The sequence below is a fragment of the Pseudomonas violetae genome (assembly GCF_023072615.1).
Classification (GTDB): domain Bacteria; phylum Pseudomonadota; class Gammaproteobacteria; order Pseudomonadales; family Pseudomonadaceae; genus Aquipseudomonas; species Aquipseudomonas violetae.
The window spans coordinates 1-14,063 of record NZ_JAKNRW010000020.1; the positions used below are offsets into that span (position 1 = coordinate 1).

General features: G+C 60.2%; 14 protein-coding genes and 1 pseudogene. 10 read left to right on the forward strand and 5 right to left on the reverse strand.

All coding sequences use genetic code 11. From position 1 onward, the window contains the following. Window positions 1-1,097, forward strand: a 1,097-nt coding sequence (locus L9059_RS20145) for an ATP-dependent helicase C-terminal domain-containing protein (RefSeq protein WP_282615564.1), incomplete at its 5' end; no start/stop codon positions are given. 226 nt (window positions 1,098-1,323) lie between these two features. Here L9059_RS20145 and L9059_RS20150 read toward each other — a convergent pair. Continuing rightward, window positions 1,324-1,800 (reverse strand): hypothetical protein, encoded by a 477-nt coding sequence (locus L9059_RS20150; RefSeq protein ID WP_247292687.1) that lies wholly within the window; start codon window positions 1,798-1,800, stop codon window positions 1,324-1,326. Window positions 1,801-2,169: 369 nt separating this feature from the next. On the opposite strand from L9059_RS20150, the pseudogene L9059_RS20155 reads away from it, so the two are divergent. Further along, window positions 2,170-2,634, forward strand: a pseudogene (locus L9059_RS20155) (aminotransferase class III-fold pyridoxal phosphate-dependent enzyme); the annotation flags it as partial. 71 nt (window positions 2,635-2,705) lie between these two features. Here L9059_RS20155 and L9059_RS20160 read toward each other — a convergent pair. Together L9059_RS20160 and L9059_RS20165 are read right to left on the reverse strand one after the other, a co-directional pair. After that, complete coding sequence (locus tag L9059_RS20160; RefSeq protein WP_247292688.1) at window positions 2,706-3,782, reverse strand: endonuclease/exonuclease/phosphatase family protein; 1,077 nt, start codon at window positions 3,780-3,782, stop codon at window positions 2,706-2,708. A gap of 78 nt (window positions 3,783-3,860) precedes the next feature. Then, window positions 3,861-4,535, reverse strand: a complete 675-nt coding sequence (locus tag L9059_RS20165) for a YciC family protein (RefSeq protein ID WP_247292689.1) — start codon at window positions 4,533-4,535, stop codon at window positions 3,861-3,863. A 178-nt stretch (window positions 4,536-4,713) separates the two neighbouring features. On the opposite strand from L9059_RS20165, the gene L9059_RS20170 reads away from it, so the two are divergent. The 5 genes from L9059_RS20170 (at window position 4,714) to rhlE1 (ending at window position 9,239) form a co-directional block, all read left to right on the forward strand. Then, the gene (locus L9059_RS20170) at window positions 4,714-5,454 is read left to right on the forward strand and encodes a DUF2076 domain-containing protein (protein ID WP_247292690.1); all 741 of its coding nucleotides are present in this window, start codon (window positions 4,714-4,716) and stop codon (window positions 5,452-5,454) included. Window positions 5,455-5,644: 190 nt separating this feature from the next. Further along, entirely contained in the window at window positions 5,645-6,124 is a 480-nt protein-coding gene (locus tag L9059_RS20175) for a LabA-like NYN domain-containing protein (protein WP_007946629.1), read from the forward strand. Between the two features lie 22 nt (window positions 6,125-6,146). Continuing rightward, complete coding sequence (locus L9059_RS20180; RefSeq protein WP_122838954.1) at window positions 6,147-6,758, forward strand: 3'-5' exonuclease; 612 nt, start codon at window positions 6,147-6,149, stop codon at window positions 6,756-6,758. 154 nt (window positions 6,759-6,912) lie between these two features. Then, entirely contained in the window at window positions 6,913-7,839 is a 927-nt protein-coding gene (gene yedA / locus L9059_RS20185; protein WP_247292691.1) for a drug/metabolite exporter YedA, read from the forward strand. A gap of 65 nt (window positions 7,840-7,904) precedes the next feature. Next, window positions 7,905-9,239 (forward strand): RNA helicase RhlE1, encoded by a 1,335-nt coding sequence (rhlE1, locus tag L9059_RS20190; protein WP_247292692.1) that lies wholly within the window; start codon window positions 7,905-7,907, stop codon window positions 9,237-9,239. A 128-nt stretch (window positions 9,240-9,367) separates the two neighbouring features. On the opposite strand, the gene L9059_RS20195 is transcribed toward rhlE1, so the two are convergent. Then, the gene (locus tag L9059_RS20195; protein WP_247292765.1) at window positions 9,368-10,609 is read right to left on the reverse strand and encodes a TIGR03862 family flavoprotein; all 1,242 of its coding nucleotides are present in this window, start codon (window positions 10,607-10,609) and stop codon (window positions 9,368-9,370) included. A 300-nt stretch (window positions 10,610-10,909) separates the two neighbouring features. After that, complete coding sequence (locus L9059_RS20200) at window positions 10,910-11,830, reverse strand: histone deacetylase family protein (RefSeq protein WP_247292693.1); 921 nt, start codon at window positions 11,828-11,830, stop codon at window positions 10,910-10,912. A gap of 84 nt (window positions 11,831-11,914) precedes the next feature. Between L9059_RS20200 and L9059_RS20205 the strand changes: the two genes are divergently transcribed. The 3 genes from L9059_RS20205 (at window position 11,915) to L9059_RS20215 (ending at window position 14,050) form a co-directional block, all read left to right on the forward strand. Beyond that, on the forward strand, window positions 11,915-12,484 hold the full coding sequence (locus tag L9059_RS20205; protein ID WP_247292694.1) for a GNAT family N-acetyltransferase: 570 nt from the start codon (window positions 11,915-11,917) through the stop codon (window positions 12,482-12,484). Between the two features lie 106 nt (window positions 12,485-12,590). Beyond that, entirely contained in the window at window positions 12,591-13,460 is an 870-nt protein-coding gene (gene tesB, locus L9059_RS20210) for an acyl-CoA thioesterase II (RefSeq protein WP_247292695.1), read from the forward strand. Beyond that, on the forward strand, window positions 13,457-14,050 hold the full coding sequence (locus tag L9059_RS20215) for an HAD family hydrolase (protein WP_247292696.1): 594 nt from the start codon (window positions 13,457-13,459) through the stop codon (window positions 14,048-14,050). Before tesB ends, L9059_RS20215 begins: the two co-directional genes overlap by 4 nt. Window positions 14,051-14,063: the final 13 nt, after the last annotated feature.

Consider the following 14,063-nt stretch of genomic DNA (forward strand, 5'->3'; position numbering starts at 1 on the left):
GTCGTGGGGCGCAGGGCGGCGTCCAGCGTGCCAGGCAGTTGGCCCGACAGTATCGCGGTTATCTACGGGGCAAGGCGACGCAGCCAGTCAGTGATCCCGAACATCCGCGCTGGCTGGGCGCCTTGTTGGCGTTGGCCTATCCCGACCGGGTGGCGCAGCAACGCCGTGCCGGTGGCGCCGAGTATCGTCTGGCCAACGGCCGGGCAGCGCTGTTCGCCGAAGCGGACAGCCTGATGAAGCAAGCATGGCTGGTGATCGCCGACCTGGGCAGTCGCCAGGGCCAGCGGGAAGAACGGATTTACCTGGCGGCGGATTTTGATCCGGCGCTGTTCGATTCCGTGCTGTCCGAGCAAGTGCGGGTGGTCGACCAGCTTGATTGGGATGAGCGCGAGGGCGTGTTGCGCGCAGAGCGCCAACGCAAGGTCGGGGAACTGATCCTCTGCCGCGAACCGTTGACCGGCCTGGATGAAAACGCCCGCAGTCAGGCGCTGGTCAACCTGGTGCGGCGCAAGGGCTTGGAGCTGTTGCCCTGGACCCCGGAGCTGCGGCAGTGGCAGGCTCGCGTGGCGCTGTTACGCCAACTGGATCTGGCGGCGAAGGGCGACAGCGAATGGCCGGACGTCAGCGACGCCGCGTTGCTCAAAAGCCTTGAACACTGGCTGATGCCTTACCTGGGCAAGGTTTCACGGCTCAGCCATTTCGGCAACCTTGACCTGTCCAGCATCGTCCACAACCTATTGCCCTGGCCACTGCCGCAACGACTTGACGAGCAGGCGCCGCATCACCTGAGTGTGCCGTCGGGCTCGTCGATCCGTCTGGATTACAGCGAGCAGCCTCCGATTCTGGCGGTACGCTTGCAGGAATTGTTCGGTCTGTCGGACACCCCGCGCATCGCCGGCGGCCGGCAGGTGGTGAAACTGCACCTGCTATCGCCGGCGCGCCGACCGGTGCAGGTGACCCAGGACCTGGCGAACTTCTGGCGCAGTACCTATGCCGAGGTGAAGAAGGATTTGAAGGGGCGCTATCCCAAGCATTACTGGCCGGATGATCCGTTGGTGGCCGAAGCCACTGCGCGGGCGAAGCCGAGAAAATCCTGACGTCGTATCAGGTCGGGCTTCAAAGTGGCGGCAGGGAAATACTGTAACCTGCGGTGGGACTCCCTTGGATATGAGAAATGCCGCCCACCTCAGGCCCCACGCCATCAATGGGATTACCGTAGGGTCAGTATGCTGAAACTACAGTTACGATCCGCAGTGACGGGTAACGTTCGCCGAACCGAAAGATTTCCTCTCTCTTCCATGAGTACTTGCAGGGCGGCTACCGTCACTTTTTCTTTTCGTACAAAATACATCCGTTTTGATAGGGTCTCTCCATATTGCCCTGGAGACTCGCGCCACCGTCGCCAACGACATAAATGGGCGAGGCGTGCCAGTTTCCGTCCATAGGGATATTAGAGTGAGTTTGAGTTGTGGCGCTGGGGGCACTTATAATCAAGTTGGCTGACGCGGTGGAAGAATTTGGATACTTCGTCAGGTGAACCCTTGTGACGCGCGTATGGAGTTTGCCGGTAATGGGGGCGCGCCATTCGCTGACCTCCGCAGTGATGGATTGGTTTTCATGTGCAAAATCGCATCCATAGACCATCTTTTGTGCATTATCAGGGGGTGTTCCAGGATCGGCCGTCGTTTGTGTCATAGTTTCTTTAATGGGCGTCTGTGCGGCGGCTTGTTGATATACGCCTAACAATGCAGTACAGGCGAATATAAAGGGGAACAGAGGCTTCGTAAGGATTGTGGGCATGGTTTTATCCGCTTGCTGATGAATAAGTTAATCAGGTGTTCGCACGAGTCGAGTTCGAGAGTTTCAAATTGACTTCGGAAAAATACCTATTCGCACTACTTTTATTTGTCATGAGGGTTGTTGGAAATTTAAACGTGGAGCGAGTTGATTTTCATCGATACTTTCAAAGTTATGTACTGTCACAATTGACGGTTTTTTATAACAAATCGGAATTTGATCGATGACGAATCAACGCCTTTGGCATTTTAAATATGCCGCGTCGATACGGCTTTTGGGGGCCGGATGTTTATCCGCACTGCCAGAAACGTTGTTTTGAAACCGCAGGGTTGATGCCGTATATCGGCAAGGTCTCGCGGGTTTGATCCTGTCGAAAAAATGGCCCGGGTGCTGGTAGATCAGGGCGGAGTATTTGCCCACGGCTTGACCTATTCCGGGCATCTGGTAGCGGCCGCAGTGGCGATCGCCAATCTCAAGGCGCTGCGCGATGAGGGTGTGGTGACGCGAGTGAAGGGCGATATCGGGCCTTATCTGCACCAGTGTTTGCGTGAGGTGTTCGGCAATCATCCGCTGGTGGGGGATATCCAGGGCGTGGGCATGGTGGCGGCCTTGCAATTGGCCGAGGACAAGACCAGCCGCAAACGCTTTGCCAACGAGAACGATATTGCCTGGCGTTGCCGCACGATCGGCTTTGAGGAAGGGGTCATCCTTCGCTCGGCGTTGGGGCGGATGATCATGGCGCCGGCGTTGGTTGCCAGTCGTGAGGAGGTGGATGAACGGGTGGGCAAAACTCTCAAGGCAGTGGATCGGACCGCCCAGGAATATGGCGTGCTCTGATAGCTCTGCCAGGTCCTGCGGACCTGATCGCGAGCAGGCTCGCTCCCACAGGTTCTGTGTCCAGGTTTGGCTTACGGCGCAGCGGGCAGCAGGAACCGCGCAATCACCGGCAAGTGATCGGAGATGCGCAGCGTATCGTTCTGTCGCACCGTTGCTTCGACCCTTTTGATCCGAGGGCTGTAGAACAGGTAATCAACCGTGCGGTCCGGCCCGTTCAGGCCCGGATCATTAGGGTAATGGGTCAGCCAGAGTGCCCGGTCAGCCCCACTGGCCTCGTTGTTGGTTGGGATCATCGGATATTTGTCCCACAGCGTGTGCAGCGCGCTGTCGGCGGAATAGGGAGTACGTTGCTCGTCGGGCAGGCGCTGGAATTGACCCAGCGGCAGCAGGTTGAAATCACCGCCGAGCAGCCACGGAGTGCCTCGGCTTTCGTAGCGGTCGAGCACCTTGACCACGGCGGTGACTTGGTTCTGCAGCGTTTCATCGGGCTGGCTGGCGCGGTCCAGATGCGTGTTGAACACAGCGATCTGACCACCATCGCTGAGCGGCAGATAAGTCAATAGTAGGGCGTTTTTAGGCTTGAATTGGCGGCTGATGAAATTGTCGGGCGCGGTGGGCAATTGCAGGCGTTCGGCGTGCTCGATCTGGTAGCGGCTGAGGGTCGCAAGTTGGCGGCCAACGCTGCCGAACACATGCGGGTCGGGAACAAATTCGGCTTTCCAGTCGAAGGCGTGGGCGCTGCAGGGGTACAAATCGGCAAGTCGTTCCTGAAGCATTTTGAGCTGGTTTTGGTAATCACTGGCTTTGGCGCCATCGTCCAGTTCTTGCAACAGCACGACATCCGGAAGCTCGTCGCGAATCACCCGTGCCACCTCATCGAGGCTGAAGGCCATGTCTTCCGGCGTCGGGCTTTCGTCTTCGCCCTGGGCCAAGTCGTCCCAGAAAACGTAGCGTTTTCCCGCCAGGTACTGGACGTTCCAGGTCATCACCTTCAGCGCCTGACCTGGCACCAGCGCCGGGGGTTGGGCGTTGCAGCTGACCGGCAACACTTCCTTGGCATCGGGGCGCCAGGTCAGGTTGGTAATCAGGGCGGCCAGGCCGATCAACAGCAGCAGGCCCAGCAGGGTGTAGCGCAGTAGACGGGTCATGGCTCGACTTTTATCGCGTTACATAAGATGAGCCCGAGCATAACCGAGCGCAGGAGGTAACCCCAAGGGCCGCGACAGTCAGAGCGGCCCATCGATTTTTTCCGGTACATCGCTGATCAGCATGAACAAGCGGAACAGCACCACGCTGGTGAACAGTTGCAGGAAGCTGTGGGCACTGTCGATGATAAGTGAAAACACCGGGTTCTGCGGTTCGGGATAGACCGCGAGGGTCGCGCCCTTGAGGATCCACAAAGGGCCCATCACGCACAGGATGCACACCAGGATGCGCAGGAAATGGCCGCGGGTCAGGCGCAGGCTTTCCTTCATTGCAGCCAGTGGCGCCAGGCCGCGCAGCACCAGCAGGTACTCGCCGAACGCCAGGGTCACCATCAGCCAGATTCCCGGTAGGAAATACAGCGACAGGCCGAGCAGGATCAACAAGGTGTTTAGCGCGGTGAGCAGCGCAAAACGCGGCCACAGGGTCGCGGACATGGCGATCAGGTCGCGAGTGCGTGGTGATTCGCCCCGACTGCGCGCGTCGAGAAACAGAATCAGGGCGGCGGTGTAGAGCGGGTAGATCAACAGGCCGACAATCACGCTGATGCCCGGGAAACTGTCCGGCTCGGTGGAGTGGCCGACCACTTGCTGCAGCAGCGCTTCGAAGATCACCAAGGGCAGGCACAGTTGCACGATCTGGCCCAGATTGCGCTTGAAGAAGTACAGAGAGTCACGCAGTACATCGAAGGAATTCATCAGTCGGTATCGCAGGTAGAAAGCAGTGGCCCACTTTAACCGATGATGCGCTTAGCGGCGCAAACGTAAACGTTCAGTAAAGGGCATTGAAACATCCTGCATCAGCCTCCATTACCGTCAGGCCCCCCATCCACTGTGGATGAGGACGATGAAATTCCCGGCAATCTAAGAGGTCGCCATGAACAGCGAAGAACAAACCCTGATCGATGGCCTGTTTTCCCGGCTGCAACAGGCCCAAGCGCAATCTGCCCCGCGTGACGCCCAGGCCGAGGCGCGGATCAAGGATCACCTGGTTCGCCAGCCGGCGGCGGGGTATTACATGGCCCAGTCGATTCTGGTGCAGGAGGCAGCGATCAAGAGCCTCGACCAGCAGAATAAAGAACTGACCCAGCAAGTGCAGCAATTACAGGCTGAACTGCAGTCGGCCAAAGCGCAGACTTCGGCGCCGGCCAGCGGTGGGTTTTTGTCGAGCATTTTTGGCGGCGCTTCCCGCGATCCACAGCCGGCACAATCGGCGCCTGCCAACAGTGGTGGCGGTTGGCGCGAGCCGGCCCGGCCGTCCTTCAGCGCGCAACCGTCACAGCAGAACGTCGGTGCGGCACCGCCTCAGCAGAACTACGGCGGGCAGCAGCCTGCGGGCAACAGTTTTCTCGGTGGCGCCCTGAAAACGGCAGCGGGTGTGGCAGGTGGTGTAATGCTGGCGCAAGGTCTCAGCAGCCTGTTTCATCACAACCAGCAACCTGAAGTGGTTGAAGTGATCAAGGAAGAACCGGGCCAGGTCAACGATCAAAGCGATAGCGACAACGGCTGGGGCGATGAACAGCGGGTGGCTGACAACAACGATCAGGGCGGCTTCACCGACGCCGACTACAGTGACGACAGCTCGTCTTTCTTCGGCGACGACGACTCCTTCGTCTGACACCCTAAGCTTGCTTGCGCTGGACTGCGCAGCAGACCCCTCCAGGTTTGATGCCCGGGCGGGCGAGGCAGTCTCGCTCGCCACATGGCCGATTATTCGCGGAATACTCCTCCGGGCTGGCATACTGGGCGACCTTTCGGGCCTGCTGCCCGATCCAGCCCGCGCCTCTGTGCGCGAACGAGGATGCCCGGTGAAAAAAATCGCAGTGTTCGCCGATGTCCAGAACCTCTACTACACCGTGCGCCAGGCTTATGGTTGCCATTTCAACTACGCCGCGTTGTGGGCTGATATCAGTAAGCAAGGCGAGATAGTCGAAGCCTATGCCTACGCCATCGATCGAGGCGACAGCAAGCAGCAGCAGTTCCAGCAGATCTTGCGCAACCTCGGCTTCACCGTGAAGCTCAAGCCTTATATCCAGCGCAGCGACGGCTCGGCCAAGGGCGACTGGGATGTGGGGATCACGCTGGACATCATGGACGCTGCCGATCATGTCGACGAGGTGGTGCTGGCGTCCGGTGACGGTGATTTCGATATGTTGCTGGAGCGCATCATCAGCAAACATGGCGTGCAAGCAGTGGCTTATGGTGTACCGGGGTTGACCGCCAACTCGCTGATCCGCGCCGCAAGCCGCTACGTGCCGATCGAAGGCGCGTTGCTGCTCAAGAATTGACCTTTACGGAGTTGAAACAGGTTTGGAACGCATAGCAGTCATCGACTTTGAAACCACCGGGATCTCGCCGAGCAGCAGCTGCCGGGCCACGGAAATTGCCGTAGTGATCCTTGAGCAGGGGCGCATCGTCGAGCGTTACCAAAGCCTGATGAATGCCGGCGTAAGAGTACCGCCCTTCATCGAACAACTGACCGGCATCAGCAACGCCATGTTGCGCACTGCGCCATCGGCGGAAAAAGTGATGAACGAGGTCAACGAGTTCGTCGGCATCACGCCCTTGCTGGCGCACAATGCCGCGTTCGACCAGAAGTTCTGGGACTTCGAGTTGGGGCGCATCAAGCGTACCCGCCTGCAGAACTTCGCCTGTTCGCTCTTGTTGGCCCGCCGCCTGATGCCCGCTGCGCCTAATCATAAACTGGGCACGCTCACCACCTTCGCCCAACTGCCCCACACCGGCCAGGCTCACCGGGCCATGGCCGACGCCGAAATGGCCGCCAACCTGACGGCCCACCTGGCGCAGGAGTTGCGGCAAAAGCATGGCCTGCGGGAGTTATCCCATGATTTGCTGGTGAGCTTGCAAAAGGTGCCAGCGGCGAAGATCAATGAGCACCTCAAGCGCCATCGCGGGTTCTAAGAACAGCACGGATTCCCCGTACAGCTCCTCTCCGGCGCCTACGCACACTCATTTTTTGAAAGTGTACCGGCGCTAAAAATCGCTTTTGTAACTTATTTTTACCTGCTCGCTTTCCTAGAATGCCTGTTCTCCTGTCTTGCCCGCGAGCTTCCCCATGCCTGGCCCCCGTCGCTTTTCCTTGCCGTTGATCGCCGCCTTTTTCGCGTTGTACGTGATTTGGGGTTCGACCTATTTGGTGATTCGCATCGGCGTGGAGTATTGGCCGCCCCTTCTGCTTGCGGGGATCCGCTTCGTCATTGCCGGCACGCTGATGTACGCCTTTCTGCGTTGGCGTGGGGCGCCTGCTCCAACGTGGGCGCAGTGGAAAGCGGCGGGGATCATCGGGGTTTTGCTGCTGACCTGCGGTAATGGTGCGGTCAGTGTCGCCGAGCACACCGGTGTCGCCTCGGGTGTGGCGGCCCTGGCGGTGGCGACGGTGCCGTTGTTTACCTTGCTGTGTGGCTATTTCTGGGGCGCGCGTAACACTCGCCTCGAATGGGCCGGGATCGTGCTCGGGCTGATCGGCATCGCCATGTTGAATCTGGGCTCCAACCTGCAATCGAGCCCTCTGGGCGCCGCCTTGCTGATCTTCGCGGCGTCTGCCTGGGCCTTCGGCTCGGTGTGGAGCAAGCATTTGCCGTTGCCCCAGGGGGCGATGGCCAGCGCCGTGGAAATGCTGGTCGGCGGCGTGGCGTTGTTGATTGGCAGTGCGCTCAGCGGTGAGCATCTGGACAGCGTACCGCCCATTGAAGGCTGGGCCGCGCTGGCCTACCTGACGTTATTCGGCTCGATCATCGCTTTTAACGCCTACATGTACCTGTTGAAAAACGTCCGTCCGGCCGCCGCCACCAGTTACGCCTACGTCAACCCGGCAGTCGCTGTGTTGCTGGGGATCGTGTTTGTCGGCGAGACCATCGGAATAGAGGAGGCGCTGGCGATGGCCGTGATCATCAGTGCGGTGGTATTGATCGGCTTGCCGCAGTGGCGCCGCCCCCCAGTCAAACCCACTGCAGCGGTGCCGACAGAATCCCGAGTGAATTAGGGTAAACTGCGCGGCATTGCACACTTGTTTTGCACAACCGCGCTGAATTTTCCTACGGTAATCCCATGACTTTCGCCTCCCTTGGCCTGATCGAACCCTTGCTGCGCTCTCTAGAGACGCTCGGCTACCAGACCCCGACGCCGGTTCAGGCGCAAGCCATTCCGGCGGTGCTGGCCGGTCGCGACCTGATGGCTGCGGCCCAGACCGGCACTGGCAAAACGGCTGGTTTCGCCTTGCCGCTTCTGCAACTGCTGGCCATGGAAGGGCCGAAAGTCACGGCCAACTCGGTACGCGCGCTGATCCTGGTGCCGACTCGCGAACTGGCGGAACAGGTTCACGAGGCCGTGCGTCAGTACGCTGAAAACCTGCCGTTGAGCACTTATGCCGTGTACGGCGGCGTCAGCATCAACCCGCAGATGATGAAGCTGCGCAAAGGCGTGGACCTGTTGGTCGCAACGCCGGGCCGTTTGCTTGACCTGTTTCGCCAGAACGCGCTCAAGTTCAACCAGCTGCAAACCCTGGTGCTGGATGAAGCCGATCGCATGCTCGACCTCGGCTTTTCCGAGGAGCTGGGCAATATCTACAAAGCGTTGCCGAAGAAGCGCCAGACGCTGCTGTTCTCCGCGACCTTCTCGGATGCAATTCGCACCCTGGCCGGGCAAATGCTCAACGACCCGCTGCTCATCGAAGTCAGCCCGCGCAACGTGGCGGCCAACACGGTCAAGCAATGGGTGGTGACGGTCGACAAGAAGCGCAAACCGGAGCTGTTCATCCATTTGCTGCGCAAGGGCAAATGGAAGCAGGTGCTGGTGTTCGCCAAGACCCGTAACGGCGTGGACGCACTGGTGGAAAAACTCCAGGGCCTTGGCGTCAACGCCGATGGTATCCACGGCGACAAACCGCAAGCGACCCGCCAGCGTGCGCTGGACCGCTTCAAGGCCAGCGAAGTGCAGATCCTGGTGGCCACTGATGTAGCGGCCCGTGGCCTGGACATCGAAGACCTGCCATTGGTGGTCAATTTCGACCTGCCAATCGTCGCTGAAGACTATATTCACCGTATCGGTCGTACCGGCCGAGCGGGTGCGACGGGGCAGGCCATTTCCCTGGTTTGCGCCGATGAAGTGAATTTGCTGTCGGCTATCGAGACGTTGACGCGTCAGACGCTGCCTCGGCAAATGGAGCATGATTTCGAGCCTGAGCATCGGGTGCCCGACACCGATGCCAGCGGCCAGGTAGTGAAAAAGCCGAAAAAACCGAAGAAGCCGAAGACGTCCGGCGGTGGCAAACGCAATCTGGGCAAGTGGGTCGAGAGCGGAGAAGCATCGGCGCCGGAGCCTTCGATCAAACCTGTGCGCAAGGTGCCAGTATTCAACACCGGGCCGCGCAAGAAAAAACCTTGATTCAAGCGTTGCCTGGCAGACCGCCTTCGCGAGCAAACCCGCTCCCACACTGGATTTTCTGTGAACACATCATTTGTGAACACCCAAGATCACAAGCGGGCTTGCTCGCGAAGAACGCGCCTCAGTCTTCAATCTTTGCTCTGTAACCACTCCACCATCCCCAACCCCGCCGCGCGGCCACTGGCGAAACACCCCGTCAGCAGGTAGCCGCCAGTCGGTGCCTCCCAGTCCAGCATCTCACCGGCGCAAAACACCCCTGGGAGTTGCTTGAGCATCAGTCGCTCATCCAGCGCTTCGAACCGCACGCCACCCGCGCTGCTGATAGCCTCGTCCAGCGGGCGAGTTTTCACCAGGAGCAAAGGCAACGCCTTGATCGCTTTGGCCAGTCGCGCGGTATCCGCAAAATCCGCCGCCGCAACCCGCTCTCGCAGTAACGCTGCTTTCACCCCATCGATCCCCAACTGACTGTGCAGGTGCTTGGACATGGAGCGCGAGCCGCGAGGTTTATCCAATGCAGCCTGAATTTTATCCACAGGCCGGCCCGGCAGCAGATCGATATGCACAGTGGCAGCCCCGTGCTGATTGATGGCCTGGCGAATGGGTGCCGAGAGGGCATAGATCAAGCTGCCTTCAATTCCGGTCGCGGTGATCACACATTCGCCCAAGCGCGGTACGTCGTCATCCAGGCCGATGGCGATGTTTTTCAGCGGGGCACCCGCGAATTTGCTGACCATCAAATCGCTCCAGGCATGCACCTCGAAGCCGCAATTGCTCGGTTGCAAGGGCGCCAGTTCCACTCCGCTCTGCTCCAGGGGCAGCATCCAGGCGCCGTCCGAACCGAGCCTCGACCAACTGCCACCGCCCAAAGCCAGCAGCGTAGCGTCGGGCCTGATGGTTTTTTCGCCTTCGGAACTGTCGATGCGCGATCCACCCAGCGCGTCCCAACCGAGCCAGCGGTGGCGGGTGTGGATAACTACGCCGGCCTCGCGCAGGCGTTTGAGCCAGGCCCGCAGCAGCGGGGCGGCTTTCATGTCGGTGGGAAACACACGGCCGGAACTGCCGACAAAGGTCTCGATGCCCAAGTCATGTATCCATTGGCACAGCGCGTCGGCGCCAAATGAGCGCAGCAGTGGCGCGATCTGCGGTGCGCGTTCGCCGTAGCGCGAAAGAAAGGCCGGATAGGCTTCGGAATGGGTGATGTTCATGCCACCGACCCCGGCCAGCAGGAATTTTCGCCCCACCGACGGCATGCCGTCGTACAGGTCGACCTTGCAACCGGCCCGGCTCAACACTTCGGCGGCCATCAAGCCGGCGGGGCCGCCGCCGATGATGGCGACTTGAGGGGGGAGGGTGGTCGAGGGTTGGGTCATCATCAACGCTGCGCAGTGGCGGAGTAGGGCGGGCATTCTACCAGCCCGATACAATCTCTTGTGGGCGCGGGCTTGGTCCGGGCGGCGTTCCGACGAAAGCGGTGGGTCAGTCACCATCATTGTCGAATGTTAAATTGCCTTCGCGAGCAAGCCCGCCCCTACAGGCGATTTATTGTGTGTCCGAGAGCTGGTCAAAAAACAACCAGTGCTTTGCACGCCATAGCCAGTATGGCCTGCAGCGCCTTTCACTCAGGTTATCCACAGGCAGTTCCACAGGCATTGTGGGTAACCAGCCACAACTCAGTGACAACCTGATGACTGCCAGACACGCTGGGCGCTGTGATGCAAAATCCCGTGGCGCCGCGCCAGGGCCTTGCGGTCTTTGCTGTAGCCCCCACCAATGACGCCGACCACGGGAATGTCCCGGCCCAGGCAGTGGCGCATCACGCTTTCGTCGCGGGCTGCGACGCCTTCGTCGGTCAGCTTGAGGTAACCGAGGGCGTCATCCTTGTGCACATCGACCCCCGCGTCATACAGCACCAGATCCGGCTGATAGAGCGGCAGCAGATAATTGAGCGCATCGTCCACGACCTTCAGGTAAGCGGAATCGCCCATGCCCATCGGCAATGGAATATCCCAGTCACTTTCGGCTTTGCGTGCAGGAAAATTCTTTTCGCAGTGCAGGGAAACAGTCACCGCGTCCGGGGTGTTGTACAGAATTCGTGCAGTCCCGTCGCCCTGGTGCACGTCGCAATCGAAGATCAGTACCCGATTCACCCGGCCGCTCTCCAGCAGATAACGGCTGATGACCGCCAAATCGTTAAAAATGCAGAATCCGGCCGGATAATCGTAATGCGCATGGTGGGTGCCACCTGCCAGGTGACAGGCGAGTCCGTGTTCCAGCGCCTGCTCCGCCGCCAGCAGCGAGCCACCAACCGCCCGCACGGTGCGTCGGGCCAGGGCTTCGCTCCATGGCAGACCCAGGCGGCGCTGGTCTTCGCGGGACAACTCGCCGCCCATGTAGCGTGCGATATAACCGGGGTCATGTGCCAGGGCGAGAATCTCTGGCGGGCAAAGTTGCGGGCGCAACAGGTCGGTGTCCCGGGTGAGGCCGCTGTCCACCAGGTGGTCGCGCAGCAGGCGGAACTTGTCCATGGGGAAGCGGTGGTCCGCCGGGAAGTCGGGACTGTAGTCTTCGTGGTAGATCAACGGCAGCGGCATGGCAGTTTTATCTGGAAGGAACGCAGGAAAGAATCAAGGATCCTACCAGCGATCTAGACTTGCGACATGGAAAGGGGGAGCACGATGGAGCCGATACTGGAACTCGAGAGCGCGCGACTGTTGTTGCGACAATGGAGCGACGCGGATTTGCCTGAGTTTTCGGCCATGTGCGCCGATCCGCAGGTGATGCGCTATTTTCCGGCGCCGTTGAGCCGCCTGGAGAGCGCATCGTTGATTGGTCGCATTCGTGGCCACTTTGCCGAGTATGGGTTCGGTCTGTGGGCACTGCAGCGCAAGGACACCGGTGCGTTTATCGGCTTTACCGGGCTGGGGGTCGTGGGTTTCGACGCGCCTTTTACTCCGGCGGTCGAGATCGGCTGGCGCCTGGCTCGCGAGCATTGGGGGCTTGGCTATGCCAGCGAAGCGGCCTGGACCGCTCTGCGCTGCGGCTTTGATCGCCTTGGGCTGAACGAGGTGGTGGCGTTTACCGCGCAATCCAATCTGCCGTCGGAGAAAGTCATGCAAGCCATTGGAATGCACCATGATTCAGCCGATGACTTCGATCATCCCAAGCTCGCGGCCGGTCATCCGCTGCGGCACCATGTGTTGTATCGCATCAGCCGTGAACAATGGCTACAAACCCTGCATGGCTAAGCCGGCGCGGACGTTTACAATGGCTCCCATGATGGCGCTGGCCAGAAATTGAATTGATCGTTGCAGCCAAGACTGCGCGGCATTGTGTTGTGTTAGGAGAGTCTGAATGAGCCAAGTGTTGGATGATCTGGTCGATCTGTTGACCCTGGAACCGATCGAAGAAAACCTGTTTCGCGGCCGCAGCCAGGATTTGGGTTTTCGCCAGTTGTTCGGCGGCCAGGTCATCGGTCAGTCCCTTTCGGCAGCCAGTCAGACAGTGGAAGAGGCGCGCCATGTGCACTCGATGCACGGTTACTTCCTGCGTCCGGGCGACTCTGCGTTGCCGGTGGTGTATCAGGTCGATCGAGTGCGCGATGGCGGCAGCTTCAGCACCCGTCGAGTGACGGCTATCCAGAAGGGCAATCCGATCTTCACCTGCAGCGCGTCCTTCCAGTACGACGAAAAGGGCTTCGAGCATCAGGCACAAATGCCGGTCGTGGTCGGCCCGGAAAACCTGCCATCGGAGCTCGAACTCGCCCAACAGCGCGCTCATCTGATTCCGGAACAGATGCGCGAAAAATTACTGTGCCCGAAGCCGATCGAATTCCGCCCGGTCACCGCGATCGATCCCTACAACCCGCAACCGTCAGAGCCCATCAAGTACGTCTGGTTTCGCGCCGACGGTGCCTTGGCGGACACTCCGGCGCTGCATAAATACCTGCTCGCCTACGCCTCGGATTTCGGCTTGTTGACCACCTCGATGCAGCCCCATGGCAAGTCGGTGTGGCATCAGGACATGCAGGTGGCCAGCCTTGATCACGCACTGTGGTTCCACGCGGATCTGCGTGCCGATGACTGGCTGCTTTACGCGATGGACAGCCCATGGGCGGGTAATTCCCGTGGTTTTACCCGGGGCAGCGTGTTCAATCGCGCCGGGCAACTGGTGGCTTCGGTCACCCAGGAAGGCCTGATCCGACACCGCAAGGACTGGGCATGAGCCTGGCGGAGGTGCGGCACTGGGTGTTCGACATGGACGGCACCCTGACGGTGGCGGTGCATGACTTCGCGGCTATTCGTGCGACGTTGGCCATCCCCGCCGAGGACGATATCCTGATTCATCTCGCAGCGCTGCCGGCCCCTGAGGCCGCGGCCAAGCACGCGTGGTTGCTGGAGCACGAGCGCGACCTGGCGCTGGGCTCGAAACCGGCGCCGGGTGCCGTGGAGCTGGTGCGTGAGCTGGCCGGACGTGGTTATCGCCTGGGCATCTTGACGCGCAATGCCCGCGAACTGGCGCACGTCACGCTGGAGGCGATCGGCCTGGCGGACTGCTTTGCGGTCGAGGATGTGCTGGGGCGCGACGAAGCGCCGCCGAAACCCCATCCAGGTGGCTTGCTGAAACTGGCCGATGCTTGGAACGTTCCGCCGAGCGAGATGGTGATGGTCGGGGATTACCGTTTTGACCTGGATTGCGGGAGAGCGGCTGGAGCGCGGACGGTACTGGTGAACTTGCCGGATAACCCGTGGCCGGAGTTGACCGATTGGCATGCGGTGGATTGTGTGGCGTTGCGGGGCATGCTGTCGGCTTGAGGGACCCATTGCC

What these genes read in the sequence shown, in the direction of transcription:
- L9059_RS20150 (WP_247292687.1), bottom strand. Translation starts at nt 1,800, where the DNA reads ATGCCCACAATCCTTACGAAGCCTCTGTTCCCCTTTATATTCGCCTGT.
- L9059_RS20160 (WP_247292688.1), bottom strand. Translation starts at nt 3,782, where the DNA reads ATGACCCGTCTACTGCGCTACACCCTGCTGGGCCTGCTGCTGTTGATC.
- L9059_RS20165 (WP_247292689.1), bottom strand. Translation starts at nt 4,535, where the DNA reads ATGAATTCCTTCGATGTACTGCGTGACTCTCTGTACTTCTTCAAGCGC.
- L9059_RS20170 (WP_247292690.1), top strand. Translation starts at nt 4,714, where the DNA reads ATGAACAGCGAAGAACAAACCCTGATCGATGGCCTGTTTTCCCGGCTG.
- yedA (WP_247292691.1), top strand. Translation starts at nt 6,913, where the DNA reads ATGCCTGGCCCCCGTCGCTTTTCCTTGCCGTTGATCGCCGCCTTTTTC.
- rhlE1 (WP_247292692.1), top strand. Translation starts at nt 7,905, where the DNA reads ATGACTTTCGCCTCCCTTGGCCTGATCGAACCCTTGCTGCGCTCTCTA.
- L9059_RS20195 (WP_247292765.1), bottom strand. Translation starts at nt 10,609, where the DNA reads ATGACCCAACCCTCGACCACCCTCCCCCCTCAAGTCGCCATCATCGGC.
- L9059_RS20200 (WP_247292693.1), bottom strand. Translation starts at nt 11,830, where the DNA reads ATGCCGCTGCCGTTGATCTACCACGAAGACTACAGTCCCGACTTCCCG.
- L9059_RS20205 (WP_247292694.1), top strand. Translation starts at nt 11,915, where the DNA reads ATGGAGCCGATACTGGAACTCGAGAGCGCGCGACTGTTGTTGCGACAA.
- tesB (WP_247292695.1), top strand. Translation starts at nt 12,591, where the DNA reads ATGAGCCAAGTGTTGGATGATCTGGTCGATCTGTTGACCCTGGAACCG.
- L9059_RS20215 (WP_247292696.1), top strand. Translation starts at nt 13,457, where the DNA reads ATGAGCCTGGCGGAGGTGCGGCACTGGGTGTTCGACATGGACGGCACC.